Source organism: Microcystis sp. M049S2 (assembly GCF_020245625.1).
GTDB lineage: Bacteria > Cyanobacteriota > Cyanobacteriia > Cyanobacteriales > Microcystaceae > Microcystis > Microcystis ichthyoblabe_A.
In genome coordinates this window covers 1-25078 of the sequence record NZ_JADBUN010000035.1, presented here as the reverse complement: position 1 = coordinate 25078, position 25078 = coordinate 1, and the positions used below count along the sequence as shown (strand labels likewise).

Sequence of the window (25078 nt, the reverse complement as noted above, 5' to 3'; positions counted from 1 at the left end):
ACCCTTATCTGGCGCTTTAGTCGTGAACGCTAACATTTTTTCCGCCCCTATCTTTAAAAAACCCACTGGAACCCATCTCCTGATTCTACTAACGGGATTACTATTTCTGTTAGTAGTTTTTTTTCAGTCCACTAATTCCCTGTTACTCCCCCTGATGGCCACAACGTTAATCAGTGGTGGTCTTGGTTGTCAAGTAGTCCCGATGCTGCGGCGCTTGAAAATGGGTCAGATCATGCGCGAAGATGGACCCCAGGCCCATTTAAAGAAAGCAGGAACCCCGACTATGGGAGGCAGCTTTTTTGTGCCAGTAGCCCTTATTTTCGCTTTAATCTGGTCTAAATTTACTCCTAATGTGGTGGCGGTTGCTTTGCTGACTTTTGCTTACATGGGTATCGGTTGGTTAGATGATTGGCAAATTCTGCGTTATAAGTCGAATAAGGGCCTATCTCCCCGGATGAAGTTAATTTTACAGATAGCGGGGGCGGTGCTTTTTTGTCTCTGGATGTTGGTCAATCAGGTGAGTACCGATATCACCCTTTGGGGTCGATTAGTCGTTCCTTTGGGCTTTTTCTTCTGGATTTTGGCGGGATTTGTCCTTGTGGCTGAAAGTAACGCCACTAATCTCACCGATGGGGTGGATGGATTAGCGGGGGGAACAGGTGCGATCGCATTTTTGGGTTTAGGTATTATTATCGCCCCTAGTCATCCGGATTTAGCGATTTTCTGCACTTGTTTTAGTGGTGCTTGTCTAGGCTTCATTTTTCATAACCGCAACCCCGCTAAAGTCTTTATGGGTGATACGGGTTCCCTCGCCTTGGGAGGCGCTTTAGCTGCGGTGGGTTTAATTACTGGACATCTCTGGGGATTATTTTTAATTAGTGGTCTGTTCTTTCTGGAATCTCTTTCGGTAATCGCTCAGGTTATCTATTATAAAGCCACAAAAGGACCCGATGGCAAGGGCAAAAGATTGTTAAAAATGGCTCCTTTTCATCATCATTTAGAATTAAGTGGTTGGACGGAAACCAAGATTGTGGGAGCTTTTTATCTGGCTAATGCGCTTTTAGTTGTCTTGGCTATTTGGAGCAGTTAATTAAGCACTAAAGGAAAGACCACAACCGCAGGTATTTTGGGTGTTGGCATTGGTAAAACGGAAACCACCACCCATTAAATCCTCTGAATAGTCTAATTTTAAGATTTGTAGGTAGCGATCGCTGTCAGGATCGACTAAAATATTAATACCCTGACTTTGATAAAAGCGATCGTTTTCTGCCGCAATATCGGTTAATTCGAGATGGTAGTGAAGTCCCGAACAACCACCGTTTTTTACGGCCAAACGCAGATAGGAACCAGTCAAGCGACGGCTTTGACTCCAACGTTCAATTTCTCTAGCGGCGGCGGGACTTAATTCGATCATTGTTTTTGAGACTATTGTAATAATAATATCAAGTTATTGTGAAGTTATAACACAGTTGTTGTCAAACTTTATGTTAAGAAATATGTGACTAATAAATGGCGGGGGTAGCTGACAATTTTTAACACAGAAAACGGGTTTCTAAATAGTTTCTTGAAGAAACCCGTTTTCTAGGTGACTTAGAAGGATAGAATGCTCCCTAAAGCTGGTAAAGTACCAGCAAATCCAGTGATATTTATCAATAAATCATTGCTGGATTGGAAGCCATCTGTGCCACCATTAATCAGAAACGGTAATGAGTCCTGTGGGACGACAAATGACGGTGATTCGCAGTTAGAAACCCACATTCCGTACTAAAAAACAAGGACAAAGAAAATAAGAAAAACTCTCATGACAACAGATAATACTAGCAAGTAGTAGCTCCCAAAAAGCCTAAAAGCCTCTCTCGCTCATGGGTTAGATTGATAATTTGGGGACAATTATCCAGTACAACCCAATGAATCCCCCTCAAACATTGAAAAATCCAAGGCAATGTCGGACGCTGAGTCGGCTTTCCCAACTGATTCGGCACCGTCTCCTCTTGCTCTTCTAGAGCTAGTCTCAGTGGACGTTGCCCTAGGTTGTACACTAACAAACACAACGCCATAATCAAGGCTAATGCCATAATCCTCTCAAACGACTAGACCTGCATTGATTTTAGTGGTGTCTTTTTCTCCAAGTTGTTGATTTATATAGTCCACAATGCCTAGCTCATCAATGATAGCAGTGATCATGCCTAAATGGTCGAGATTTTTAACGGTTAGTTGAGTCATTGTCAGGTGAGTGACTGGTTGATTTGATTGTAGCTATTCCGTCGCTATTTCTGAGTTTATTTTTTACCTCCTCTTAACCAGTACGGAATAGGGGTTAAAATAAGTGTGTCTGCACTATATTTTAATTAGGTCTGTCAATAAGGGCAAGTCGGCTGCGAAACGAAAGACACTTTATAATCAGTAAACAGTAAAAAGACAGTAGGAAACTTCTATTTAATACTGCACACTTAAAAACTCACATCTGATAACTGATAACTGATTGAATACCCACCGAAACTTTCTATTTCTGTAATGGTTAATTCCTTAAAAGGGGTTTCTGGTCGCAGGTATGGACAAGCTGGCTATCCCAAACCAGAGGGGAAAGATGCTCTTTGATCTCCTAGTCATTTTGTTTCTTCTCTGGGAGGTGCGCTTTATGAAGTTCTCAAGTGCTATATTAGGGATCAAGAAAAGCCGTCGTAGAACGACGGGGTTTTAAACCCAAATTTTCGATAAACACGGCCAATCAATCAGATGGATTTTTTACTGGAAGTCGGTACAGAAGAACTACCCGCAGATTTTGTCGATAGCGCGATCGCACAATTGCAGGAAAGAGTTAGCAAGAGTTTAGAGACGGAATCTCTGGACGCGACTGCTATTCAAGTTTACGCAACCCCGCGCCGTTTGGCCGTGTTAATCACAGGATTACCGACGGAGCAAGAGGCTCGCAGCGAGGAGATCAAAGGACCGCCAGTTAGTGCCGCCTACAAAAATGGCCAAATTACCCCCGCAGGTGAGGGTTTTGCTCGAAAACAGGGAGTTAGCACCGCTGCTTTCTCCATTCGTGCCACGGACAAAGGAGAATTTGTCTATATTGAAAAAACGATTCCGGGTCGTCCAACAGCCGAGATTTTAAGCGAATTAATTCCCCAATGGATTACTCGTTTGGAAGGAAGACGTTTTATGCGTTGGGGAGATGGAGATTTAAGATTTCCTCGGCCAATTCGTTGGTTATTAACTTTAGTGGATGGGGAAGTTTTGCCCCTAGAATTAATTAATGGCTCTACCACTTTAACCAGCGATCGCTTAACTTTTGGTCATCGCATTCTACACCCCCAATCCCTAGCCATTAGTCACCCCCAAGCATATTTAACCAGTTTGCGATCGATTTTTGTGGAAGCGGATCCGCAAGTGCGTCAACAGATAATTACTGATCAGATTAGCACCCTAGCCAAAAAGCTGGAGGGAGTGGCAGAAATTCCCGCCGATTTATTAGCAGAAGTGACTAACTTAGTCGAATATCCCACGGCAATTGTCGGCAAATTTGACGATGAATTTCTGGAATTACCCCCGGAAGTAATTATTACCGTGATGGTGACACATCAGCGTTATTTCCCGGTGAAAACTCCCCAGGGTTTGTCACCCTATTTTATTACTATTTCCAATGGCGATCCCCAGAAATCTGAGATTATTTCCGCGGGAAATGAAAGGGTTATCCGCGCGCGGTTAGCCGATGCCAGATTTTTCTATACTGCCGATTGTGATGAACCCTTAGATAGTTTCCTTCCCCAACTGGAAACCGTCACTTTCCAAGAAGAATTGGGAACCATGCGCGATAAAGTTGATCGGATTATGGAAATTGCCCAGATGATCGTCGAACAGTTAAATCTCGATGAACAAAGTCGCAGTGATATAGAGTCCACTGCCATGCTTTGTAAAGCGGATTTAGTTACCCAAATGGTTTACGAATTTCCCGAATTACAGGGAGTAATGGCCGAAAAATATGCTTTAATTAGTGGCGAATCTGCTGTAGTTGCCCGGGGCATTTTTGAACATTATCTGCCTCGCAATGCTGGGGATATACTCCCGGAAACAATCACCGGTCAAGTGGTGGGAATTGCCGATCGCTTAGATACTTTAGTCGGTATTTTTGGACTGGGAATGCTGCCCACTGGTTCCTCAGATCCCTTCGCTCTCCGTCGGGCTGCCAATGCGATAATTAGTATTATCTGGTCAGGCGATTTTAATATCAATCTTTTGGCATTAATTGAGCAAATAGCTGAGGATTTTGTCACCAGTCATCCCGATAAACCCAACCCGGCAAATCTGATTAAAGATTTCTTTTTACAACGTCTGCAAACTCTCTTAATTGATGATTTGAGGATAGATTACGATCTCGTTAATGCAGTTTTAGGGGAAAACGATCTGGAGTATAAGTCTCGCGCTTTAGAAAATTTATTAGATACCCGTGAACGCGCCCGCTTTTTATGCCAAATTCGTCAGGATGGTCAGTTAGCCAACATCTATGAAACCGTCAATCGCTCGACCCGTTTGGCACAAAAAGGAGATTTAGATACAACTACCCTAGAAGCCAAGGCAATCATCAATACGGAGTTATTTGAACAATCCTCCGAATCAGCATTTTATAACGCTTTAATTGCCCTAATTCCCGAAACTATCAGCGCAAGAGAGCAAAGAGATTATCAGCGTCTCGTCACTGCTTTAACGGCAATTTCTCCCCTGGTGGCTGACTTTTTTGATGGCGAAAATAGTGTGTTAGTCATGGCAGAAAAAGAATCTGTCCGTCGCAATCGTTTAAATCTGTTGGGTTTACTGCGAAATCACGCCCGAGTCCTAGCAGATTTTGGGGCAATTGTCAAGGGATAATTCAGTTATCAGTTATCAGTTATCAGTTATCAGTTATCAGATTTGAGTTTTCAGTGGACAGTGGTAATCAGTGAGCAGTTGTCAATAGACTACCTTTATTGATTCTCCCCATCACCCCATCACCCCATCACCCCACACCCCACACCCTACACCCCACACCCCACACCCTACACCCCACTCCCCATCACCCCACACCCCATCACCCCATCACCCCATCACCCCATCACCCCACACCCCACACCCCACACCCCACACCCCACACCCCATCACCCCACACCTCCACTGATTAATGCACAATGTTCACTGAAATGGCCGATTTTGAACTACAGCAACAAGTCCAAAGATTACATCGACTGACAGTATGGGGTCGTTGGTTATTCGTGTTGGGTTGTTGGTTAGTGATTGGTTCGGCGAGTTTATGGGTTTTATGGGATGATATAGCCTTAATGCGGCAATATTTTACTTGGACAGCCCTAAGATACGCTTTAGCTTTCAATTACTGGCCTTCTATCGGTCTAGCCTTTTGTCTTGCCATTACAGGAGCAGTGTTAGTCTGGCAAAGTCGCAACATTATTTTAGGACTTTCCCCCAGAGAAAAACTGCGCTTAGAGCAACGGGTGCGGAAAATTCGGGACGAAGGGTCGCGTCATCCCCTCTGGCGCTGGATCTTAAAAAGCAGGGAAAAAGACTTACAATGATAAAGCTTTGCTGAAAGCTGACGGCTAGAACCCCCACTAGATATAATTCTTTACGCAACAACTATTGACTTTTGAATCCACTTATGACCGTGACTCCCCAAGCTCCTCCGAAAACTCGCCGCGTGGTTTTTCCCTTCACCGCTATTGTCGGCCAGGAAGAAATGAAATTATCCCTAATGCTCAACGTCATCGACCCCAAAATTGGCGGGGTGATGATTATGGGGGATCGAGGTACGGGAAAATCGACCACAATTAGGGCTTTAGCCGACCTTTTACCAGAAATTGACGTAGTTGCTAACGATCCCTTTAATTCTGATCCCAATGATCCCGATTTAATGAGCGATGAGGTGCGGCAAAGGGTGGACGAGGCCATCCCCTTGACCATTGCCAAGAAAAAAGTCACTATGGTAGATTTGCCCCTCGGTGCGACGGAGGATCGGGTCTGTGGCACGATTGACATCGAAAAGGCCCTGTCAGAAGGGGTAAAAGCTTTTGAACCAGGATTGCTGGCCAAAGCTAACCGCGGCATTCTCTATGTGGATGAAGTCAATTTACTTGACGATCACCTCGTCGATGTGCTATTAGATTCGGCCGCTAGTGGTTGGAATACGGTGGAACGGGAAGGAATTTCCATCCGTCACCCGGCCCGGTTTGTTTTGGTGGGATCGGGCAACCCAGAAGAGGGAGAATTGCGCCCACAACTGCTCGATCGCTTTGGAATGCACGCCGAGATTCACACCGTCAAAGAACCACCTCTACGGGTCAAAATCGTGGAACAGCGTGCGGAATTTGATGGCAATCCCCTCTCGTTTTTAGAGAAATATAACTTAGAACAGGAAGAACTGCAAAGAAAGCTAGTGGAGGCCCAGAATCTTTTGCCTTCTGTGGAGCTTGATTATGATCTGCGGGTGAAAATTTCCGAGGTTTGTTCCGAGTTAGACGTGGACGGATTGCGCGGCGATATCGTTACCAATCGCGCAGCTAAAGCTCTGGCCGCTTTAGAAGGACGGACAACTGTGACGGTAGATGATATCCGTCGGGTAATTGTTCTCTGTTTACGTCACCGTTTGCGGAAAGATCCCCTAGAATCGATCGATTCTGGTTATAAAGTCTTGAAAGCTTTTAATCGCGTCTTTGGATTAGAGGAAAATTCCTAAACCCTACTTTACCCTCTCTCCGAAGAGAGGGTTTTTGACTGGATTTAGAGATGAAGGCCAAAAAGGGCTAGATGTGGCCAAATAAGCTAGAATTTTATCGATCGCTGTTATTCTCTGGGGGAATGTCCATGTGGGTTGAAAGTATAAAACTCGAAAACATTAAATGCTTCCAGAATCAAGAGATTAAATTTATTAGTAATCCCGATAATAAACGTCGTCAGGATGCTAAACCTTGTCGTTGGATCACTTTATTGGGAGAAAATGGAGTAGGAAAAAGCACGATTTTACAGGCTTTAGCTTTGCTGCTCGCCGGACCAGAAGCAGCGAAAGAATTATTACCACGTCCGACTGGTTGGATATGTAATCCCAAGACACCGGGTAAATTAACCGCAGTGCTTCATCAAGAAGATGGGGATGCGGGAAAATTTGGTACGGATAAAACTCGAAAAACTTTTGCTTATTCCTATTTTGTTACAGGCAAGGAAAGGTTAGAGTTAGGAGGCAGTAAGGACAAACAAACCTATACAGAACCAGCATTAATCGAAGAAAATACTAAAATTTTGAGTTGGTTGCGAGCCAATGCTTTTGCCTCCGATAATCATGGTTGGTTTGCCGTCGGTTATGGAGCTTTCCGTCGTTTGACACGAGTGAGTCAAGTGATCATTCCTAGTCTTGAACCTCCGAAACGCTCTAGCAACTTTTTCAGCCAATTTAATGAGGATACATCTTTAAGTTCTTTTGAGAGATGGATGGTGTATTTAGATTATCGAATAGCCAAAAATCCCACAGATATTCAAGCCAAACAAATGAAAAAAATCGGCGAAGAAGCAATTACTAAACTGTTACCCGGTAATGTAGAAATTGCTGAAGTAACTGCCGATGGCTTGATTCAGTTTCTAGTTAACGGCCAAAAAGTTCCAACCATTAGTTTATCCGATGGTTTTCGGAGTATGATTGCTTTAGCTGGGGATTTAATTTGGCGATTATTACAATCCTTCCCCGATCTAGATAACCCCACAGAGGCTTCTGGAGTCGTCTTAATCGATGAGTTAGATATTCATTTACATCCTTCTTGGCAAAGGGAAATTGCTGGATGGTTACAGGAAGTTTTTCCCAAGCTTCAATTCTTTGTCGCTACTCATAGTCCTTTAATCGCTGCCGGTGCGGGGCCAAATTCTTTAACCCTACGAATCGATCTGGTAGCGTGTGAATTAGAGATTGTAGAAATTCATTATAAAGAATTAGCGGCTAATGTTGATCGTACTTTAACAAGTTCTGCTTTTGGTCTGAAATCAACCTATCCCACTGATACAGAAAATAAAATTAAGCGTTACCACCAACTAAATCGTAAAAAGAAAAATCTGGCGGCAGCAGAAAAGCAAGAATATGAACAACTGTCATTATTTGTTGGAGAAGTTAAACCCTTTGGCGAAATCAGTCAACCTAATAGTTTAGAATCCCGAATTGATGCCTTACTAGAGGAGCGTTTATCTTGATTGCTGTCACCAGAATATCAGAGCCACCCGTATTAGCTAAAAATGCCGCTCGTTGGCTAGAGGCTTTAGAATCAATAAAATCAAACAACAAGGCAACTAAAGCTCAAATTAACCAAGCACAAAATAAATACAGTCATCCGCAAGTTAAAGACGCATTAGTTAAAATGTTTAATGGGAAATGCGCTTACTGTGAAAGTAAGATTATAGTGGTAACTTACGGAGCGATCGAACATTTTTATCCAAAAAGCCAGTATCCTGATCTGACTTTTACTTGGGAGAATTTACTGCTTTCTTGTGATAAATGTAATGATGCCAATCACAAAGGCACAAATTTTCCTCTCGATGATATCACAGGAAATCCTCTGTTAATAGACCCCACGGATGGAGTAACCGATCCGAATACACATCTTGAATTTGTTTGGGATGAAATGGCAAAATTGGCCAGTGTTTATGGTCGGGATCGGCGTGGTCAAATTGTTGAAGATTTGTTCGATCTCAATGGTATGCGTGGACGAAAAGAATTAATCAACCATCGTAGTCAATATATTAAAAAGTTGTTAGCATTATTACGTTACGCCAAACAAGGAGACTCGGAGGTTTTATCTTTACTGCAAGAAGCTTGTCAACCGGGAGCGGAATATTATGCTTTTGCTAGTATTTATATCCTGCCTCATTTGCCTCCCTAAAATTAAGGGTAATTATTATCTACAGTCTGAAAAACAAAATTTCTCGCTTATTATTCTCACCTTACTTGCTATTTATGTCTCGTCCTGTTGTTTATTTTGCCGTTACTAATCATGGTTTTGGCCATGCTGTCCGCAGTGCTTCGGTGGTAGCTAATATTATTGAACTTAATCCCGAAATTTTGCCGATATTAGTCACCACGGCCCCGCGCTGGTTATTAGATTCCTATATATCCGGAGAATATATTCAAAGACATCGGGGGTTTGATGTGGGGGTAATCCAATCGGATAGTTTAACGATGGATAAATTAGCTACCAAAGAAAAATTAGAACAAATAATTGCTCAATCAAGGTCAATTATTGCCAGTGAAGTTAATTTTATTAAAACTAATCGCGTGGGTTTAGTTGTAGCAGATTTACCGCCCTTAGCGGCACTAATTGCCAAAAGTGCGGGGCTTCCTTGTTGGATGATTGGTAACTTCGGCTGGGATTTTATCTATCGTGATTGGGGTGAAGAATTTGCCAGTATTAGTGATTGGATTAGTCGTTGTTATAATCAATGCGATCGCTTATTTAAACTGCCTTTAGCAGAAGCGATGACAGCATTTCCTCACGTTACAGAGGCAAATTTAACCGGGGGGACACCTCGCTACAGTGAAGAACAATTACGACAGGAATTTAAGCTAAATTCACCTAAAGAAAAAACTATTTTATTGAGTTTTGGTGGGTTAGGATTAGAAGCAATTCCCTATGATAACCTCGCCAGTTTTCCCGATTGGCAATTTATCACTTTTGAAAAAAACGCGCCCGAATTGCCCAATTTAGTCCGCTTACAGGATAAACCAGATCGGAGATATCGTCCTGTGGATTTTATGCCCCTGTGCGATCGAATTATTTCCAAACCGGGATATAGTACCTTTGCCGAGGCTTTAAAATTAGAGGTTCCGATTGTTTCCCTGATGCGAGAAGGTTTCGCCGAATCAGCGATTTTATTGGCTGGGATCCAAGATTATAGTTATCATCAAATTATTAGCAGTGAAGAATTTTTTCAAGGTAATTGGGACTTTTTACGGCAAGCTCCCCAACCGCCCAGATTAAAGGTTAAACTGGCTAAAGATGGTGCAGAATCGATAGCGAGAGCTATCATAGAATACTTTGAGAGGCAACAATAATGATTAACTTAGCCAATTTAACCTCGGATGATTAGCGGTGAATTTAGTTATCGGTCAGCCGTCCCTAGTTTATTTAACAAAGTCCTAGAAATCAGCCAAATTACCGCCCTATTTTTTGACACCTACATTCAGGATAATCAGGGCAGTATCAGCCTCGAAATCGTCAAAAACACCGATAACCATCCTGGGAAAGTTGACGGCCAACCTGAACCTAGAACTAGGGAGACAGAAACAAGATCGGGCAGAAAGCCGATACTTGTTACAATAGTTTACAAATCACCCTGCCCCGTCACCGAACTATGTCCGAACAGATGATCTCCCCGGAGACGCAAACCCCAGAAGCGATTACCGTTGAAGTGCAGCCGATCCATATTCCCGAAGAGCATCGGGAAGATATCGGCCCCATGGATGACAACGTAGCCGAAAGTTGGCGCTACAATCCCCAAGTTATTAACGACTATTACCGTCGGCGACCTCTAGACGTTTTGGGGAGATTAATCGAAATTGCCCTGCCGGTTTTATCTTTTGTCATCGGTATCTGGTGGGATAAACTGCGGGGAAAATCGCCAAAAAATGAAATTAGACGGGCCGTACAATTGCGGGAAATGTTGACCAAATTGGGACCGACCTATATTAAAATCGGTCAAGCTCTCTCTACCCGGCCTGATTTAGTACCACCTTTATATTTAGAAGAATTAACCACTCTCCAGGATCAAATTCCCTCTTTTCCTAACGAAATTGCCTATCGTTTTATCGAAGAAGAATTAGGTTATTGTCCCGAAGAAATTTATGCAGAATTATCCCCCAATCCCATAGCGGCCGCTTCCCTAGGACAAGTTTATAAAGGTAAATTAAAAACCGGAGAGAGAGTCGCCGTTAAAGTACAGCGTCCCGATTTGATTCGCTGTATAACTTTAGATGTGTATATCATGCGTAGTTTGGCGACTTGGGTGAAAGGTAATATTAAAAGACTTCGCTCCGATTTAGTGGCAATTACCGACGAATTAGCCGCTCGTATTTTTGAAGAAATTAATTATCTGCACGAAGGACAAAACGCCGAAAAATTCGCTCAACTTTACGGTCATATTGCCGAAATTTACATCCCCAAAATCTACTGGAAATATACCGGGCGACGGGTTTTAACCATGGAGTGGGTGGACGGCACAAAATTAACTAATATCAAAGAAATTCAGGCCCAGGGTATTGATGCCACCCACTTAGTTAATGTGGGGGTGCAGTGTTCTTTGCGTCAATTACTTGAACACGGATTTTTCCATGCGGATCCCCATCCGGGTAATTTATTAGCGACTCCCGACGGTAAATTAGCTTATCTTGATTTCGGCATGATGAGCAATATTGAACCCTATCAACGCTACGGTTTAATCGAAGCGGTGGTGCATTTAGTCAACCGGGATTTTGAGTCTTTGGCCAAGGATTACGTTAAGTTAGACTTCCTATCACCAACCACCAATTTAGAGCCAATTGTTCCCGCTTTTTCGGAAGTTTTCGGTAATGCTTTAGGGGCAAGTGTAGCAGAATTAAACTTTAAAAGTATCACCGATAAAATGTCGGCGATGATGTATGAGTTTCCCTTTCGAGTTCCTGCCTATTATGCCCTGATTATTCGCTCGATGGTGACTTTAGAGGGAATAGCAATTGGCATCGATCCTAATTTTAAGGTACTGAGTAAAGCCTATCCTTATATTGCTAAACGTCTGCTCACCGATCCTTCGACGGAGTTGCGAGATTCCCTGCGGGATTTATTGTTTAAAGACGGTACTTTTCGCTGGAATCGTTTAGAAAATCTCTTGCGTAATGCTAAAGATTCTAATGATTTTAACTTCGAGAAAGTCACCGATCAAGCGTTAGATTTTCTCCTTTCAGACAGGGGTATATTTATCCGCGAAAAATTAGTTAATGAGTTAGTAAATGCGCTAGATAACTTCGGCCGTCGCACTTGGTTTAATCTCACAGTTAATTTCCGGCAACAGGTGGGTTTAGCGGTACAAGAAACTCCCCCAGAATTGTTAGGTGATGCCAAGAGTTTTGAGCATCTTCGCAACATCTTTAGTATTTTACAGGAAACGAAAGGATTCGATGCCATGGCTATGGTGCCAGTGATGACTAAACTAATCGCTAAACCAGAAACCCAACAGATGGGACAAAAAATTGCTGAAGGTTTACTACAAAAATCCCTAGCGCGTTTAATTCGTTACTTAGTTCTCGAATTTGATAGACCAAATCATCAGCAAAATGGAGAATTATCGAAAGCTTTACCCGCTGCCGATTAACCTCTGTTCGGTCAATAAATGCCGTGAAATTTATTTCACGGCTCCGAGAAAAACGTTAAACTGTTTTTAAAGTTTTTTTATCCTAGCCAGTTAACGAGGTTTAAAGGTGACTTGTAAACCGTCCCGGGGGTGGGGAGTGGGGATAGAGGTGAGGGTTAGATCTTGATTGGGGAGTAATTGCCAATCGTATTTTTCTACTAAACGGACGGCTAAAATTTTCATCTCTAAACGAGCGAATTCCTTGCCGATACATTCGCGCAATCCCGCACCAAAGGGGATATATCCGTAGGGTTTTTCCTCGGCTAAAAAGCGATCGGGATCAAAGGTTTCAGGATGGGAATAAATATTATTATCTTTATGGGTATTGGTGATTTGATACTGCACTACCCATCCTTTCGGCAAATGATAACCGTTAAATTGACAGTCTTCTACTACCCGACGGAATCCTCCTCCCACGGGTGGAGTAAAACGTAAAACTTCCTTTAAAACGCGATCTAAATAGGTCATCTGTTTGAGGGTATCGACGCTTAAAGGACTGGATAGATCAAAATTAGTTATTTCCTCCAAGACAAGCTGAAAAATATCGGGATGCAGTGCCATTTGTAGGCAGAAAGTGGCGATAGCGGAGGTTAAAGTTTCATGACCAGCAAAGAGTAATAATAGCACTTGATCCTTTAATTCCGCTAGGGATAAACTTTGACCGTTTTCGTCTTTAGCTTGTAAAAGGATAGCCAGAGCATCCTGGCCTAAGTCATCATTTTTTTGTCTTTCTAAAATGATAGTTTCTATGGCTTCTAGTAATTCTTCTCGACAGCGTAATGCTTTGCCGAAAGCTGTCCAGGGAAGGGGAAGAGGAAGGGTAAATAGTCCCGCGCACCAAGTATCAAAAGCTTCTCCTAATTTAGTAGCAGAACCATGATCAAGACCGACAAATAATTTACAGGCGATATCGAGAGTATAGTTTCTTAATTCAGGATACCATGACAGGGTTTTTGCATTTTGCCAACGCTCTAAATAGCGAGCGGTAATTGTTTCTATCGTAGGGATATAACTTGCTAGAGACCGGGGTTGAAAAGCTTGATAGATTAAACGACGACGGGAAGCGTGAACATCTCCCGTATGCACTGCTAAAGATGCGCTACCGAGGAGAGTCTTGGTACTTTTAGGCCAAGTTGCTGCAAAGTATTTATTCTCGTTGCTGAGGAGAAACCGGTTAGCTTCGGCACCGGATAAAATAATCGTGGGACTGCCAAAAATATGAGTACGGAAAAGTTGACCATATTTATTATGACGTTTACTGGCAAAATCCCCATCGGTCAAAAAAGCGATTGTTTCTCCTAATAGGGGTAATCCGAAACTGCCGGGGGGTAAGGGTAAATCTTTGCTTATAGTCATCGCTGCCTCTAGGGTAAAACTAATCATTTGCCGTCGATTAACCCCGTTTATTTTAACCTAAAGCACCGGAGAATTCATCCCCTCATCTAGCCCAGCAATCAGCGATCGCACTTGACCAAGGCAAGTATCTAGGCAAAATTAATTACACATCTCACCAGTCAACAGTGATAATTGCCGCCAATTGACATTTTTTAAGATCACCTCCATAATTAGGGCTTGATCAATAAATCTGAAAACCTTGTTGGGTAAAACTTTTAGACTTTTTAGAAACCAAAAAGTAGCATATATGGGAGTGATCAGGGGGAAAATTTAGGTACTTTTTCCCTGAAAATTAGGTAATTGACCCCCTCAAAATCGCTAAAACCCTACACCCTACACCCTACACCCACCGAAAAACTTTTTGCCGCAAACCCTAATTAGCCATTGCTAATAGTAATTCGCGGCAAACGATGCTTAAACCCGCAGAGAATTTCCCAGGATATTGTACCTAAATCCCGCGCCCAATCGTCGGCGGTGATGCACTGTGGGCCGTCTTTACCGATAAGTGTGACGATTTCCCCTGTTTTTACCTCTGGAATCTCGCTCACGTCAATCATTAACTGATCCATGGTTATCGCGCCGATTTGGGGTACTAAACGTCCTCTCAGGGATACTTTTAAACGATTGGAGAGATTGCGGGGAATTCCATCGGCGTAACCGATACCGACCACAGCAATACGAGTATCTTTTGCCGCTATGTACTGATGACCATAACTCACCCCGGAGCCGGCGGCAATGGTTTTGACTTGGGCAATGCGCGCTTTTACTTGTAGCACCGGTTGCAAAGGGACTTTATCGGTGAGATGATCGGCAGGATAAAGACCGTAGAGAGCTAATCCGACTCTAACTCGATCGTAGTGCAGAGATCGATCGCTTAGGGTAGCGGCAGAGTTGGCTAAATGCAGACAGGGGGGATGATAACCTTTTGATCTTAACTCGGCGATCGCTTGTTGGAATCTTTGCCGTTGTAACTGCATGATCTCGGGATTGGGATCGTCAGCTGTGGCAAAATGGGAGTATATACTGGCAATTTTCAGGTTAGGAGCCTCTAAAACCTGTTCGACGAATTTGGTGCCGTTGTGCCATTGTGTACCTAAGCGAGACATCCCCGTATCTAGTTTGATATGAACTGGCAGCCGCTGCTCTAAGCGTCTCATCACGCTGGCAAAAATTTGCACCTGTTCGATTTGTACCAGGGTGGGTTGCAATTGCCAATGGGCTAAGGCTGCCACTTCTTCTGGGGTATTGACTGCCCCTAAAATCATAATTGGGGCAACGATTCCCGCTTCGCGTAGTTCGATACCTTCCCCGATAGTCGCGATGGCTAAAGATTGCGCCCCGGCTTCTAAAACGCTGTTAGCCACCTTAACTGCCCCGTGTCCGTAAGCATCAGCTTTAATTACCGCCATTAATTCCGTTTTTGGGGCTAATAAGGCCTTGACTTTTCGCACGTTTTGTTGTAAGGCAGAGCGATCAATCTCTACCCAAGCACGATAGCGAATTACTTCCGACAATTGATAATCATGACGGTTTTTGGGCGGATTGATAATTTTTGGTTCGATGCTAAACACCACTCGCTCACTCCTTTGCACACATTACCCAATTTATACCAAAAGAAAACCGAGAGGGCTAGGAAAAAAGCCGGAAACTCCTCTGGATTTCCTCCTTTTTCCAGGCGGAATCTAGGCTTTAAGATGAATGGGATGTTAGGAAGTTCCCGAAAAAATTGGCAGTTAGGGTTATCGGTGTTAGGGGTTAGGGTTTTTTCGCAGAGAATGAACAGTAACCGCTAATCAGTGACAAGAAAGTAGCGAAGTTTTCACCTAACACTATCTCAGTGGTTGGACAGAAGTGAAGTTAACTATAGGGTAAGGAATGCCAAAAAGCCTAGACTAAGATAAAATTATTATATCCAACCAGATGCAGTACAGGAGTTTAGCCAATGTCTAACGAAACTGTTACTTATTCCCTAGAAGCTGTCCTCACAAGGATTGAGGGAAAGATCGATAAGATTGATGAGCGCTTGACAAAAGTAGAAATAGGATTAACCGATCTCAAAGGAGATATTAAAGTTTTAGACGAGAAAATCGAAGGCATCGACAATCGGCTAATATCGGTAGAGGGAACCCAAAAAAATCAGGTCTGGACATTGATTATCCTTTTGGGAAGTGCCATTATTACGGCTGCTTGGAAAGTATTTTTTTCCAGTAATATCTGAGTTCTCTAATTCTCAACAAGACTACAGTTAACCGCTCCTGAAAGAAAATTTTCTTAAAGCCTAGACTTGAGATAAAATTATATCCAACCAGATGCAGTATAGGAGTTTACCAAATGTCTAACGAAACTGTTACTTATTCCCTAGAAGCTGTCCTTAAAGAAATTAAAGACAGTATCAAGGAAGTTAGTCAAAAATTCGATAAGATTGATGAGCGCTTGACCAAAGTAGAAATAGGAATAGCCGATCTCAAAGGGGATATTAAAGTTTTAGACGGGAAAATTGAAGGCATCGACAATCGGCTAAAATCAGTGGAAGGAACCCAAAAAAATCAGGTCTGGACATTGATTATCCTTTTGGGAAGTGCCATTATTACGGCCGCTTGGAAAGTCTTTTTTTCTGGCAATATCTGAGTTCTCCAATCCTCAACAAAACTACAGTTAACCGCTCCTGAAAGAAAATTTTTTTAAAGCCTAGACTAAGATAAAATTATATCCAACCAGATGCAGTATAGGAGTTGACCCAATGTCTAACGAAACTGTTACTTATTCCCTGGATGTCGTCCTTAAAGAAATTAAAGACAGTATCAAGGAAGTTAGCCAGAAATTCGATAAGATTGATGAACGGTTTGATCGATTAGATAATCGCTTAACAAAACTTGAGATAGGACAAGCAGATATCAAAGGGGATATTAAAGTTTTAGACGGGAAAATTGAAGGCATCGACAACCGGCTAAAATCAGTGGAAGGAACCCAAAAAAATCAGGTCTGGACATTGATTATCCTTTTGGGAAGTGCCATTATTACGGCCGCTTGGAAAGTATTTTTTTCCAGTAATATCTGAGTTATACAATCCTCAACAAAACTACAGTTAACCCAACACAGTTGACCAGATTTCCTCATTGCTTATTTACCAATACAAAAACGGCTAAAAATGCGATCAAGTACCGATTCAGTCACTTCTTCGCCGGTAATTTCTCCTAAAGCTTGAATGGCAGTACGCAGATCGATCGACCAAAAATCAAAAGGCAAATTTTGGTCAATTGTGTTTTTGACCTGTTGCAAAGCAATTTTCGCCCTAGTTAAAGCGGCCGCCTGTCGTTGATTAATGGCTAAATCCAAATTAGCCGCCTGTATTTCTTGATTTTGGACAGCATTAATAATAGTTTTTTCTAACTCTTCAATACCCTGATTTTGGGCGGCGGAAAGCTTGACAACTCGCTCAATTTCTGCTGGATAAATTACCGTTTCGGGATGAGCTAAATCAATTTTATTAATCACTAAAATTAATCGGCGATCGCTGACAGAGCGATAAATTTCCTCGTCCTCTTCGGTCCATCCTGACTCTGCGGAGACGGTTAAGAGAACTAAATCAGCAGACCGGGCCGTTTGGCGGGAACGTTCCACCCCAATTTGTTCGACTCGATCGCTGGCCGAGCGAATTCCAGCCGTATCGAGGACTTGTACGGGGATTCCCGCCACAACTAGCTGAGATTCGACGATATCGCGGGTAGTGCCGGGTAAATCGGTGACAATCGCTCGATCGCTCCGACTCCAAGCATTTAACAAACTTGATTTACCCACATTCGGCCGTCCCACGATCGCCACTTTTAGACCACTACGCAGCAATTCCCCGCGCTCGGCAGTAGCTAAAATTAAATTTACTTGACAAAAAACCTGTTCTATGCTATGGAGAACCGCCTCGTGATCCAAGGGCGGTAAATCCTCTTCAAAGTCAATACGGGCCTCAATTTCAGCTAAAATATCGAGACAGGTGGCACGCAAATGCCGAATCGGTTGCGCGAGTTTTCCCTGTAAACCAGCGAGGGCAAATTGTGCCGCTTGAGGAGAACGCGCCCCAACGAGATCGACGACGCTTTCGGCTTGAGTTAGGTCAATTCTGCCGTTCAGAAAGGCACGCAGGCTAAATTCCCCCGCTTGTGCCAAACGCGCCCCATTTTCTAGACATAACTGTAACACCTGTTGTACGGGCATAATGCCGCCATGACAGTGAAATTCCACCACATCCTCGCGGGTGAAAGAGCGAGGCGCTAACATGAGCAACAGCAAAGCTTCATCGATAATTGCCTGACTTTGGGGATGTCGAATATAACCGTAGAGAAGACGATGACTTTGCCATTTTTGACGATTGCGGGTATGGAAAAGCCGACGAGCGATCGCCACTGCCTCACTACCGGATAAACGGACAATACCGATGCTACCCTGTTCTGGAACGATCGCCGTAGCGATGGCGGCGATCGTATCCCCTGTGTTTAACATCTCTTAATCACTCCTTGCTAAAATTGAAGTTGGTATCAATTTTGTCAGCATTTATGCCCGAAAATATGCGCTCACGGTCATTAAAAGCGAAAAATAAAGAAAATAGCCTAATTAATCGTCTGACGCGCTCCTGTCGCTACTGGTGGATTCGCTTGGTGCGATTGCAGGGACATCCGATCGAAATCGCTCGCGGGTTAGCGGTGGGGGTGTTTTCTGGGGCTTTTCCTTGGATGGGATTACAGATCATTATTGCGATTTTTTTAGCTTTCTGTGTGCGGGGCAATAAAATCGCAGCAGCAGCAGCCACTTGGGTGAGTAATCCTTTTACCTATATTCCCCTGTTTTTGTTTAATTATAAATTGGGAGAATTATTTTTAGGTCAAGGAAATCAGGCGATCGATAGTCGTATTTTTGCCTCTAACCAAAGTTGGGCGGAAAATTGGGCAAGTTTGAGCGGTGAATTTTTATTAACGCTATTTTTTGGTAGTTTGATTACAGGTCTGTTGGCGAGCATTATCACTTATTTTGTTAGTTATCGTCTCCTCAGTCAATGGCATCACCGGCGACAAACAAGGAGAAAACGCTGATAAATTGTCACCGTTCGGGGGGGACAAAATCTGGTAATCTAAGGGGGATCGATGAGAAGCACCTACGGTAATCCCACAATAAGTCTAAACTGTTATTTGATTGAATGAATACTATGATTGTGTTGTATTCAGCAAGTCTTCATCAATGATCAGTTATAGTCTATCCCATAATCCCATCAATCACAGTTAAGACGATGGATGTGACTGTCGCATCATTTGTAAATTATTACGAATCATTTGTGTATTGAGATGCTCTTTACTTAATGTATTGACATACAATACTTTTGTCATTTAATCAGTAGGAAGTAGGTCTGAAATTATATTTAAAAAATCTCTCACTTTTGCAATGAAAGGAAGAACTTGTAATTCATCAAAATCTGCAAAGTCTGTATAATCTGCTTCGAGACGGTATTCAAACAATTCGTTATAAACTGCACCAAAGTCTTTTGAAATAATTTCGCTACGGATGTAGTTTTTGTTGAAGAGACTACGGACACCTGTATGTTTTGGAGATGAGAGATTATCATAAGCAAGTAAAGCCGTAACAGCATAAAAGCAACTATAGTATAGACGATTGATACAACTATTCCATCTTGCACCATCAGCAAGAGAACAAGCATCTTGATAAGCTTCCTCTGCACGATTTAAACGATACCTAATTAGTTGATCGTGAGGGGAATTTTTACTCATAGCATAATAGCTTCTTTGTTAACTGATTGCCAGAAAGGAGTAGTTTGTAATAAGGGATGTTCCCATTGATTTTTGCTGCGAACAATGGTACAAATAACTTCTTCTGTTTCCCATTCGATTTCATAAATTTGACGACGGATTTGAGATGTGCGAGTAGGGTTAGTGATCCCATCAACTAATACTAATATATCCCAATCAGAGTCTGGTTGAGCATCGTTTCGCGCCCGTGAACCATAAAGAAATATTTGCGCTTGTGGTTCGATCGCTTGTACTGCTTGTTTAATTTTATTGAGTAATAGTTGTTTGTCCATGATTTTTTATTACCTTTTTGTACTGCAAAACAATATTAACAATATAGTCCATCCCATAATCCCATAATAAGTCTAAACTGTTATTTGATTGAATTAATACTATGATTGTGTTGTATTCAGCAAGTCTTCATCAATGATCAATTATAGTCCATCCCATAATCCCATAATAAGTCCAAACTATGATTGAAATGATTGAATGAATACTATGATTGTGTTGTATTCAGCAAGTCTTCATCAATGATCAATTATAGTCCATCCCATAATCCCATAAATCACAGTTAAGACGATGGATATTGCTGTTGTCGCATCATTTGTAAACTTTTCCGAATTTGAACAATAGTAGAGTGATTTTTCCTAATAGTCGTTGACTCCATTTTATAGTAGTTCTATTTTTTAAAAAAGAATAATAAAACCTTCTTGGGTAAAGTGCTTGTCATGGGTAAGCACTTCAAAAATATCCATTTGTTGCATAATTATCATTGATATGCAGTCTGTAATACTATAACCTTTGTCTGACCGTTGTTTATATAATTCAAAACCTAATTGACGTAATTCTGGTGTATAGGAAATAACTTGTATTGTTTTTTCCCGTAGCATTTGCGTACACATTAAGAGTGCTTTCTGTCTCATAATAGTTCCTCTACATGAAGCATAGTTCAGTATCTCATCAATAATGCCATCCGTTGTTATTAGTTGATCATTGATACAATTATGAGCATAGTTGAGTGCGATTTGATGCCAGTCATCTTTGGGGTTGAGTAAAGCGATCCAATAAAAGGTGTCGGCAAAAATTTGCTTCATGGTTAATGTTTAGGAGTACCGTAGATGTAATGATCATGTTGCTCTGCACTATCGGTTGGTAAGGTATCTAAAACTTCTTGAGGAATATCAGCAGTGAGTTCTTCGATAAATCGCGCGAAAGGTTTAGATTGTTCTTGCGATCGATGATGTTTGATTTTGGCTAACAATAAAAAGTCAAAAACTTCTTCTATTACCTCATCGGATACTGTTTCAATTTCATGAATTAGTTGTTCTTTAATGGTCATAATTTTACCTTTGTAAGTTCTTCAACTATAGCCTATATCAGTTATCAGTGATTAATTCAATTATAGTCCATCCCATAATCCCATCAATCACAGTTAAGACGATGGATGTTGCTGTTGTCGCAGCGTTTGTAAGTTTTCCCGAATCTTAACAGTAGCAGGATGATTCTCCCCTAAAGCTTGCTCGGCAATTGCTAATGCTTGCTGGTAGAGTGGTTCAGCTTCCGCGTACCTTCCTTGGGATTGGTAGAGTTTTGCTAAATTATTAAGATTTTCAGTGATATTGGGATAGTTATCGCCTTCAAAAATTTCTGGACAGTATTTTTTTTGATTTGCCAGAAATTCCTGTGAGGTAACTTCAGTAAAATCTTGGTGGATAATATTGCGAAATTCTTTAGGCTCTAGCATGGTTAATTTTCTCCTTCTATTTAATTAACTCTTCATACTCATCATGAGAACCAATCCAAGACCAGTAATAATCTTCACCTTTTTTCAATGCTAAAGCTCTATAATTCTCAGTTATTCGGACTGACCAGACATTTTTCCCTACTTTCTTGAAATGTAATGATCGATGGAAAACATTACTAATCCAGAGACGATAGGCTTTTTTGCCTGTTGCTTAATGTAGGGAGATAAGTTGGCATAACATTGCCAAAAATCAGGAGTTGTTAAGGATTTCATCTAAAGGCTTAACTTGATTGTTACTGATATCATTGTTGACTTTTTGTAATAGTCGATCGAGTTTCCCTGATTCGAGATCGTTTTTTATCTGTTTGTCCCAACTATCATCAAGATAGTCTTGTAACCAAGCTGATAATTGATGGATTTCTTCGTCAGGCAACTGGAGAATCGCGGATTCAATATCTTTGAGTGTAGTCATGATTGTTTGGTTGATTGAAGGTGATTGTATTATTTTATATTGTTGTATTATCGGATGGGTTAATAACCCATCCTACGGGAGCGACTCTAAGTTTTTCCGAATCTTAACAGTAGTAGGATGATTCTCCCCTAAAGCTTGCTCAGCAATTGCTAAAGCTTGTAAATAGAGGGGTTCTGCTTCTTCGTACTTTTCTTGAGATTTGTACAATGAGGCTAAACCATTGATGGATACTGCAACATCGGGGTGATTCTCGCCTAATAGTTGTTTTCTCAATTCTAAAGCTTGTAAATAGAGGGGTTCTGCTTCTTCGTACTTTCCTTGGGAATAGTATAAGAATGCTAAATTGTTGAGGGAAAGTGCCACAAGGGGATGATTCTCCCCTAATAGTCGTTTATACAAATCTAAAGCTTCTAGATAGAGAGGTTCCGCTTCTGTGTACCTGCCTTGGGAATAGTACAATCCTGCTAAATTGTTGAGGGAAGTTGCCACATCGGGATGATTGTCTCCTAAGAGTCGTTTATCCAAATCTAATGCTTCTAGATAGAGAGGTTCCGCTTCTGTGTACCTGCCTTGGGAATCGTACAATCCTGCTAAATTGTTGAGGGAAGTTGCCACAGAGGGATGATTGTCTCCTAATAGTCGTTTATGCAAATCTAAAGCTTCTAGATAGAGAGGTTCCGCTTCTGTGTACCTGCCTTGGGAATAGTACAAGTATGCTAAATTGTTGAGGGAAGTAGCAACATCGGGATGATTGTCTCCTAATAGTCGTTTTCTCAAATCTAAAGCTTCTAGATAGAGAGGTTCGGCTTCTGTGTACCTGCCTTGGGCATAGTACAAGTTTGCTAAGCCGTCGAGGGAAGTTGCCACAGAGGGATGATTGTCTCCTAATAGCCGTTTTCTCAAATCTAATGCTTTTAGATAGAGAGGTTCGGCTTCTGTGTACTTGCCTTGGGAATTGTACAATCCTGCTAAATTGTTGAGGGAAAGTGCTACAAGGGGATGATTCTCCTCTAATAGTCGTTTTCTCAAATCTAAAGCTTCTAGAAGGAAAGGTTCCGCTTCTGTGTACCTGCCTTGCAAATAGTACAATGCTGCTAAATTGTTGAGGGAAGTAGCAACATCTGGATGTTCCTCTCCTAAGCGGCGGCGAGTTACTTCTAGACATTGCTCATACCAAGGTTCAGCTAAATCGTACAATCCCTGCCCTTCATAGAATAGCCCCAATCCTGCAAAAGACGGGATTAAATCCTCATCCTCCAGCCATTGTTCCAACGCTGTCGCTGACTCCGCAATATGGGGAATAGATAGGGCGACGGCTTCTACTTGCTCCTTGGTTAAATCTTGAGGAATAGTCTTTGCCTCCTCAACCATACCCCGACAAAAGGAGCGTTTCAACTCATCCCCATCCTCTCGCAGTGCTAACTTAGCTTGAAAAAACTTTCGCACCAACGGATGAAACTGATAAACTTCTCCTTCTACTGCTTGCAACAGATGAAGGTTGAGTAATTGCTCCTCTCTAATATCTTCCAACTCCTCCTCATCCTCAGCAGACAAACACCTTTCTATCACCAACCGCCAAGGAATAGGAGCCAAAGCAAAGAGACTGAGGAAACAGCCTAAATCCCGCGCTGGCTGATTCAACTCCTCCCAACTCACCTCAAAAGCAGCCTCTACCCCTCTTTGCGCCGTCATATCTGCCGAAGGATTCTGCAAAGCAGACAACTGTAAACCCTTATCTATCAACTGCTGTTGCATCCTTGCCAACGTCCAATTAGTACGCCGCTTGAGGAAACGCCCCACCAATTCCAACCCTAAAGGCAAATAACCCAGCCACGCACATAACCCCTTCCCTACCTCTAATTCAGCTTGCAGACGTGACGCACCAATCAGAGATTCCAGTAAAGCAAGGGCGGCTGATTCGCTTAAAACGGGTAAGCGCAACTGCTCAAACGATGCCGCCAGCCAATGTTGCCGAGTCGTAATCAACACCTTAAAGCGTTGTTCTTGGGGAGGCAAATAATCTTGGATTTCCTCATACTGATGCACATCATCTAAAATTAGCAGTACATCCCCCGGCGGTTGCCATCTCGCCCAACAATAATCCAATTGCCCCCGCAAATTCAAATCTTCAGGGGGAAACAAACCCAACAGCGACTTAGCAAAATTTAATAGTTGTACCCCCACCGTTTCCGCTTGCACCCCTATCCAACAAATACCGCCGGGATAAGTCGATTTTTTCTTATGATGTAGGGCATACTGGAGGGCTAACTCTGTCTTACCGACTCCTGCCATTCCCGTAACGACGGCGGTAATCGCAATTCTTTCTTGTTGCTGTAAATGGTGGTGCAGTTGTACCATTGCATCTTCACGCCCCACGAAATTAACCGCCCCAGTCCGCGCTCGATTGAGATTATTAGGCAATTCTGCTGATTTTTCAGCTTGGGGAGTCTGAGGGAGTTGAATGATTTTATCGCCAAGTACCTTATCGCCAAGTACCTTATCGCCGATGATTTGGTCTCCCTCTACATTCCCAGCAACACCAGAAACTGGTGCGTTGAAGTTTTGCTCAATCTTGGACTCTTCTGCCATTGTCGGATGCCTCCTTTGCCACATTGTAGGATGGATTCGTAACCCATCTCAATATCACTCTGCTGTTTTCCAACCTTCAATTAAAGCCATTGTTACATTGAGGTAAGGATTATCTAGAAATTCCTCAAGGGCAGCTTTTCCCCCTGATGTCACCGCGCCTAGCAATCGCTTTCTGAGAGGAGTTGACACCGCCGCATTGATGTAAGCTTCCTTTTGTTTTTCCGTCGCAGTGGGATTTGTCTCTTCCAGTTGTTTGAGCAATCGCTGAATTTCTGCGGCAGCTTCGGCTAAATCTTGCTTCTGAGAAGAGGGGTAGATAATTTGGTCTCCGGCAACTTTTCCGGCTACTCCGTAAACGGGTGCATTAAAGTTCTGTTGTACTTCTGGTGAATCAGGCATAGCTCGTACTCTCACCGATTAAAACGAGGGACAATTCAGATTTCTGTTCAGTATATCGTAACAAAAATGGCTCTCTTGGATTTGGTGGGTAAAATGTATTCTAAGATACATTTCTCCTAGCGAGGGAGTGGAAGGAACCACTCCAGACACAAAGGACACAAAGATCGATCCTATGTAAGTTAAACTGATCACACAGAACCTAGAAGATTTCGAGAAAAAGCTAAACCTACCAAACCCGGGGCGTAAACTCTGCATCATTTAAAATTATTACATTTTCCCCTGACT

Annotated in this window: 25 protein-coding genes and 3 pseudogenes; 13 read left to right on the top strand and 15 right to left on the bottom strand. The window is 42.4% G+C overall.

Going from position 1 to position 25078, the window contains the following annotated elements; genetic code table 11:
* The first annotated feature begins 22 nt into the window (after positions 1-22).
* Positions 23-1090 carry a phospho-N-acetylmuramoyl-pentapeptide-transferase gene (gene mraY / locus IM496_RS02870; RefSeq protein WP_287661184.1) on the top strand — a complete coding sequence of 356 codons (1068 nt, stop codon included), beginning with the start codon at positions 23-25 and terminating at the stop codon, positions 1088-1090.
* Here the strand turns inward: mraY and IM496_RS02865 are convergent, their stop codons facing one another.
* The 3 genes and pseudogenes from IM496_RS02865 to IM496_RS02860 all read right to left on the bottom strand — a co-directional run bounded on the left by IM496_RS02865 (position 1091) and on the right by IM496_RS02860 (position 2223).
* A complete protein-coding gene (locus tag IM496_RS02865; protein ID WP_002774150.1) occupies positions 1091-1414 on the bottom strand; it encodes a HesB/IscA family protein in 324 nt (107 codons plus the stop codon).
* Between the two features lie 176 nt (positions 1415-1590).
* A pseudogene (locus IM496_RS22605) lies at positions 1591-1698 on the bottom strand (bluetail domain-containing putative surface protein); the annotation flags it as partial.
* Positions 1699-2082: 384 nt separating this feature from the next.
* Positions 2083-2223 (bottom strand): DUF4277 domain-containing protein, encoded by a 141-nt coding sequence (locus tag IM496_RS02860; protein ID WP_104396191.1) that lies wholly within the window; start codon positions 2221-2223, stop codon positions 2083-2085.
* 255 nt (positions 2224-2478) lie between these two features.
* Between IM496_RS02860 and IM496_RS02855 the strand changes: the two are divergent.
* The 8 genes and pseudogenes from IM496_RS02855 to IM496_RS02820 form a co-directional block, all read left to right on the top strand.
* A pseudogene (locus IM496_RS02855) lies at positions 2479-2685 on the top strand (transposase); the annotation flags it as partial.
* Positions 2686-2736: 51 nt separating this feature from the next.
* A complete protein-coding gene (gene glyS, locus IM496_RS02850) occupies positions 2737-4869 on the top strand; it encodes a glycine--tRNA ligase subunit beta (protein WP_287661183.1) in 2133 nt (710 codons plus the stop codon).
* A 308-nt stretch (positions 4870-5177) separates the two neighbouring features.
* Positions 5178-5567 (top strand): hypothetical protein, encoded by a 390-nt coding sequence (locus tag IM496_RS02845; protein WP_194017933.1) that lies wholly within the window; start codon positions 5178-5180, stop codon positions 5565-5567.
* 83 nt (positions 5568-5650) lie between these two features.
* Complete coding sequence (bchI, locus tag IM496_RS02840) at positions 5651-6724, top strand: magnesium chelatase ATPase subunit I (RefSeq protein ID WP_002803387.1); 1074 nt, start codon at positions 5651-5653, stop codon at positions 6722-6724.
* Between the two features lie 71 nt (positions 6725-6795).
* Entirely contained in the window at positions 6796-8220 is a 1425-nt protein-coding gene (locus IM496_RS02835; RefSeq protein ID WP_232306169.1) for an AAA family ATPase, read from the top strand.
* Positions 8217-8906: an HNH endonuclease gene (locus IM496_RS02830; RefSeq protein WP_194017931.1), complete on the top strand. Its 690-nt coding sequence runs from the start codon at positions 8217-8219 to the stop codon at positions 8904-8906. The genes IM496_RS02835 and IM496_RS02830 overlap by 4 nt, the downstream gene beginning before the upstream one ends.
* Positions 8907-8980: 74 nt before the next feature.
* The gene (locus IM496_RS02825; protein WP_287661181.1) at positions 8981-10075 is read left to right on the top strand and encodes a glycosyltransferase family protein; all 1095 of its coding nucleotides are present in this window, start codon (positions 8981-8983) and stop codon (positions 10073-10075) included.
* A gap of 299 nt (positions 10076-10374) precedes the next feature.
* The gene (locus IM496_RS02820; protein WP_194014131.1) at positions 10375-12366 is read left to right on the top strand and encodes an ABC1 kinase family protein; all 1992 of its coding nucleotides are present in this window, start codon (positions 10375-10377) and stop codon (positions 12364-12366) included.
* 90 nt (positions 12367-12456) lie between these two features.
* Here the strand turns inward: IM496_RS02820 and IM496_RS02815 are convergent, their stop codons facing one another.
* Together IM496_RS02815 and alr are read right to left on the bottom strand one after the other, a co-directional pair.
* Positions 12457-13761, bottom strand: coding sequence for a cytochrome P450 (locus tag IM496_RS02815; RefSeq protein WP_287661204.1), 1305 nt, complete (start codon positions 13759-13761; stop codon positions 12457-12459).
* A gap of 416 nt (positions 13762-14177) precedes the next feature.
* Positions 14178-15374, bottom strand: a complete 1197-nt coding sequence (gene alr / locus IM496_RS02810) for an alanine racemase (protein ID WP_194014140.1) — start codon at positions 15372-15374, stop codon at positions 14178-14180.
* 368 nt (positions 15375-15742) lie between these two features.
* On the opposite strand from alr, the gene IM496_RS02805 reads away from it, so the two are divergent.
* The 3 genes from IM496_RS02805 to IM496_RS02795 all read left to right on the top strand — a co-directional run bounded on the left by IM496_RS02805 (position 15743) and on the right by IM496_RS02795 (position 16858).
* The gene (locus tag IM496_RS02805; protein ID WP_084990060.1) at positions 15743-16018 is read left to right on the top strand and encodes a polyhydroxyalkanoate biosynthesis repressor PhaR; all 276 of its coding nucleotides are present in this window, start codon (positions 15743-15745) and stop codon (positions 16016-16018) included.
* Between the two features lie 113 nt (positions 16019-16131).
* Positions 16132-16428 (top strand): polyhydroxyalkanoate biosynthesis repressor PhaR, encoded by a 297-nt coding sequence (locus IM496_RS02800; protein ID WP_147069333.1) that lies wholly within the window; start codon positions 16132-16134, stop codon positions 16426-16428.
* 112 nt (positions 16429-16540) lie between these two features.
* Positions 16541-16858, top strand: a complete 318-nt coding sequence (locus tag IM496_RS02795) for a polyhydroxyalkanoate biosynthesis repressor PhaR (protein ID WP_104396203.1) — start codon at positions 16541-16543, stop codon at positions 16856-16858.
* Positions 16859-16920: 62 nt separating this feature from the next.
* Here the strand turns inward: IM496_RS02795 and mnmE are convergent, their stop codons facing one another.
* Positions 16921-18294: a tRNA uridine-5-carboxymethylaminomethyl(34) synthesis GTPase MnmE gene (gene mnmE, locus IM496_RS02790; protein ID WP_287661180.1), complete on the bottom strand. Its 1374-nt coding sequence runs from the start codon at positions 18292-18294 to the stop codon at positions 16921-16923.
* Between the two features lie 53 nt (positions 18295-18347).
* Between mnmE and IM496_RS02785 the strand changes: the two genes are divergently transcribed.
* Complete coding sequence (locus IM496_RS02785) at positions 18348-18881, top strand: DUF2062 domain-containing protein (protein ID WP_287661179.1); 534 nt, start codon at positions 18348-18350, stop codon at positions 18879-18881.
* Positions 18882-19172: 291 nt separating this feature from the next.
* Here the strand turns inward: IM496_RS02785 and IM496_RS02780 are convergent, their stop codons facing one another.
* From IM496_RS02780 to IM496_RS02740, 9 genes and pseudogenes are all read right to left on the bottom strand, one after another.
* Complete coding sequence (locus IM496_RS02780) at positions 19173-19571, bottom strand: HEPN domain-containing protein (RefSeq protein WP_002736237.1); 399 nt, start codon at positions 19569-19571, stop codon at positions 19173-19175.
* Positions 19568-19882, bottom strand: coding sequence for a nucleotidyltransferase domain-containing protein (locus tag IM496_RS02775; RefSeq protein WP_002737075.1), 315 nt, complete (start codon positions 19880-19882; stop codon positions 19568-19570). The genes IM496_RS02780 and IM496_RS02775 overlap by 4 nt, the downstream gene beginning before the upstream one ends.
* 393 nt (positions 19883-20275) lie before the next feature.
* Positions 20276-20683, bottom strand: a complete 408-nt coding sequence (locus tag IM496_RS02770; protein ID WP_008197333.1) for a type II toxin-antitoxin system VapC family toxin — start codon at positions 20681-20683, stop codon at positions 20276-20278.
* Between the two features lie 2 nt (positions 20684-20685).
* Positions 20686-20928 (bottom strand): hypothetical protein, encoded by a 243-nt coding sequence (locus IM496_RS02765; RefSeq protein ID WP_002735297.1) that lies wholly within the window; start codon positions 20926-20928, stop codon positions 20686-20688.
* Between the two features lie 93 nt (positions 20929-21021).
* On the bottom strand, positions 21022-21333 hold the full coding sequence (locus IM496_RS02760) for a tetratricopeptide repeat protein (RefSeq protein ID WP_287661178.1): 312 nt from the start codon (positions 21331-21333) through the stop codon (positions 21022-21024).
* A gap of 16 nt (positions 21334-21349) precedes the next feature.
* A pseudogene (locus IM496_RS02755) lies at positions 21350-21606 on the bottom strand (ParE family toxin-like protein).
* A complete protein-coding gene (locus tag IM496_RS02750; protein WP_002736659.1) occupies positions 21584-21805 on the bottom strand; it encodes a hypothetical protein in 222 nt (73 codons plus the stop codon). Before IM496_RS02750 ends, IM496_RS02755 begins: the two are co-directional and overlap by 23 nt.
* Positions 21806-21877: 72 nt before the next feature.
* Positions 21878-24394, bottom strand: a complete 2517-nt coding sequence (locus tag IM496_RS02745; protein WP_287661177.1) for a tetratricopeptide repeat protein — start codon at positions 24392-24394, stop codon at positions 21878-21880.
* A gap of 54 nt (positions 24395-24448) precedes the next feature.
* Positions 24449-24793 carry a hypothetical protein gene (locus IM496_RS02740; protein WP_110579308.1) on the bottom strand — a complete coding sequence of 115 codons (345 nt, stop codon included), beginning with the start codon at positions 24791-24793 and terminating at the stop codon, positions 24449-24451.
* Positions 24794-25078 lie beyond the last annotated feature (285 nt).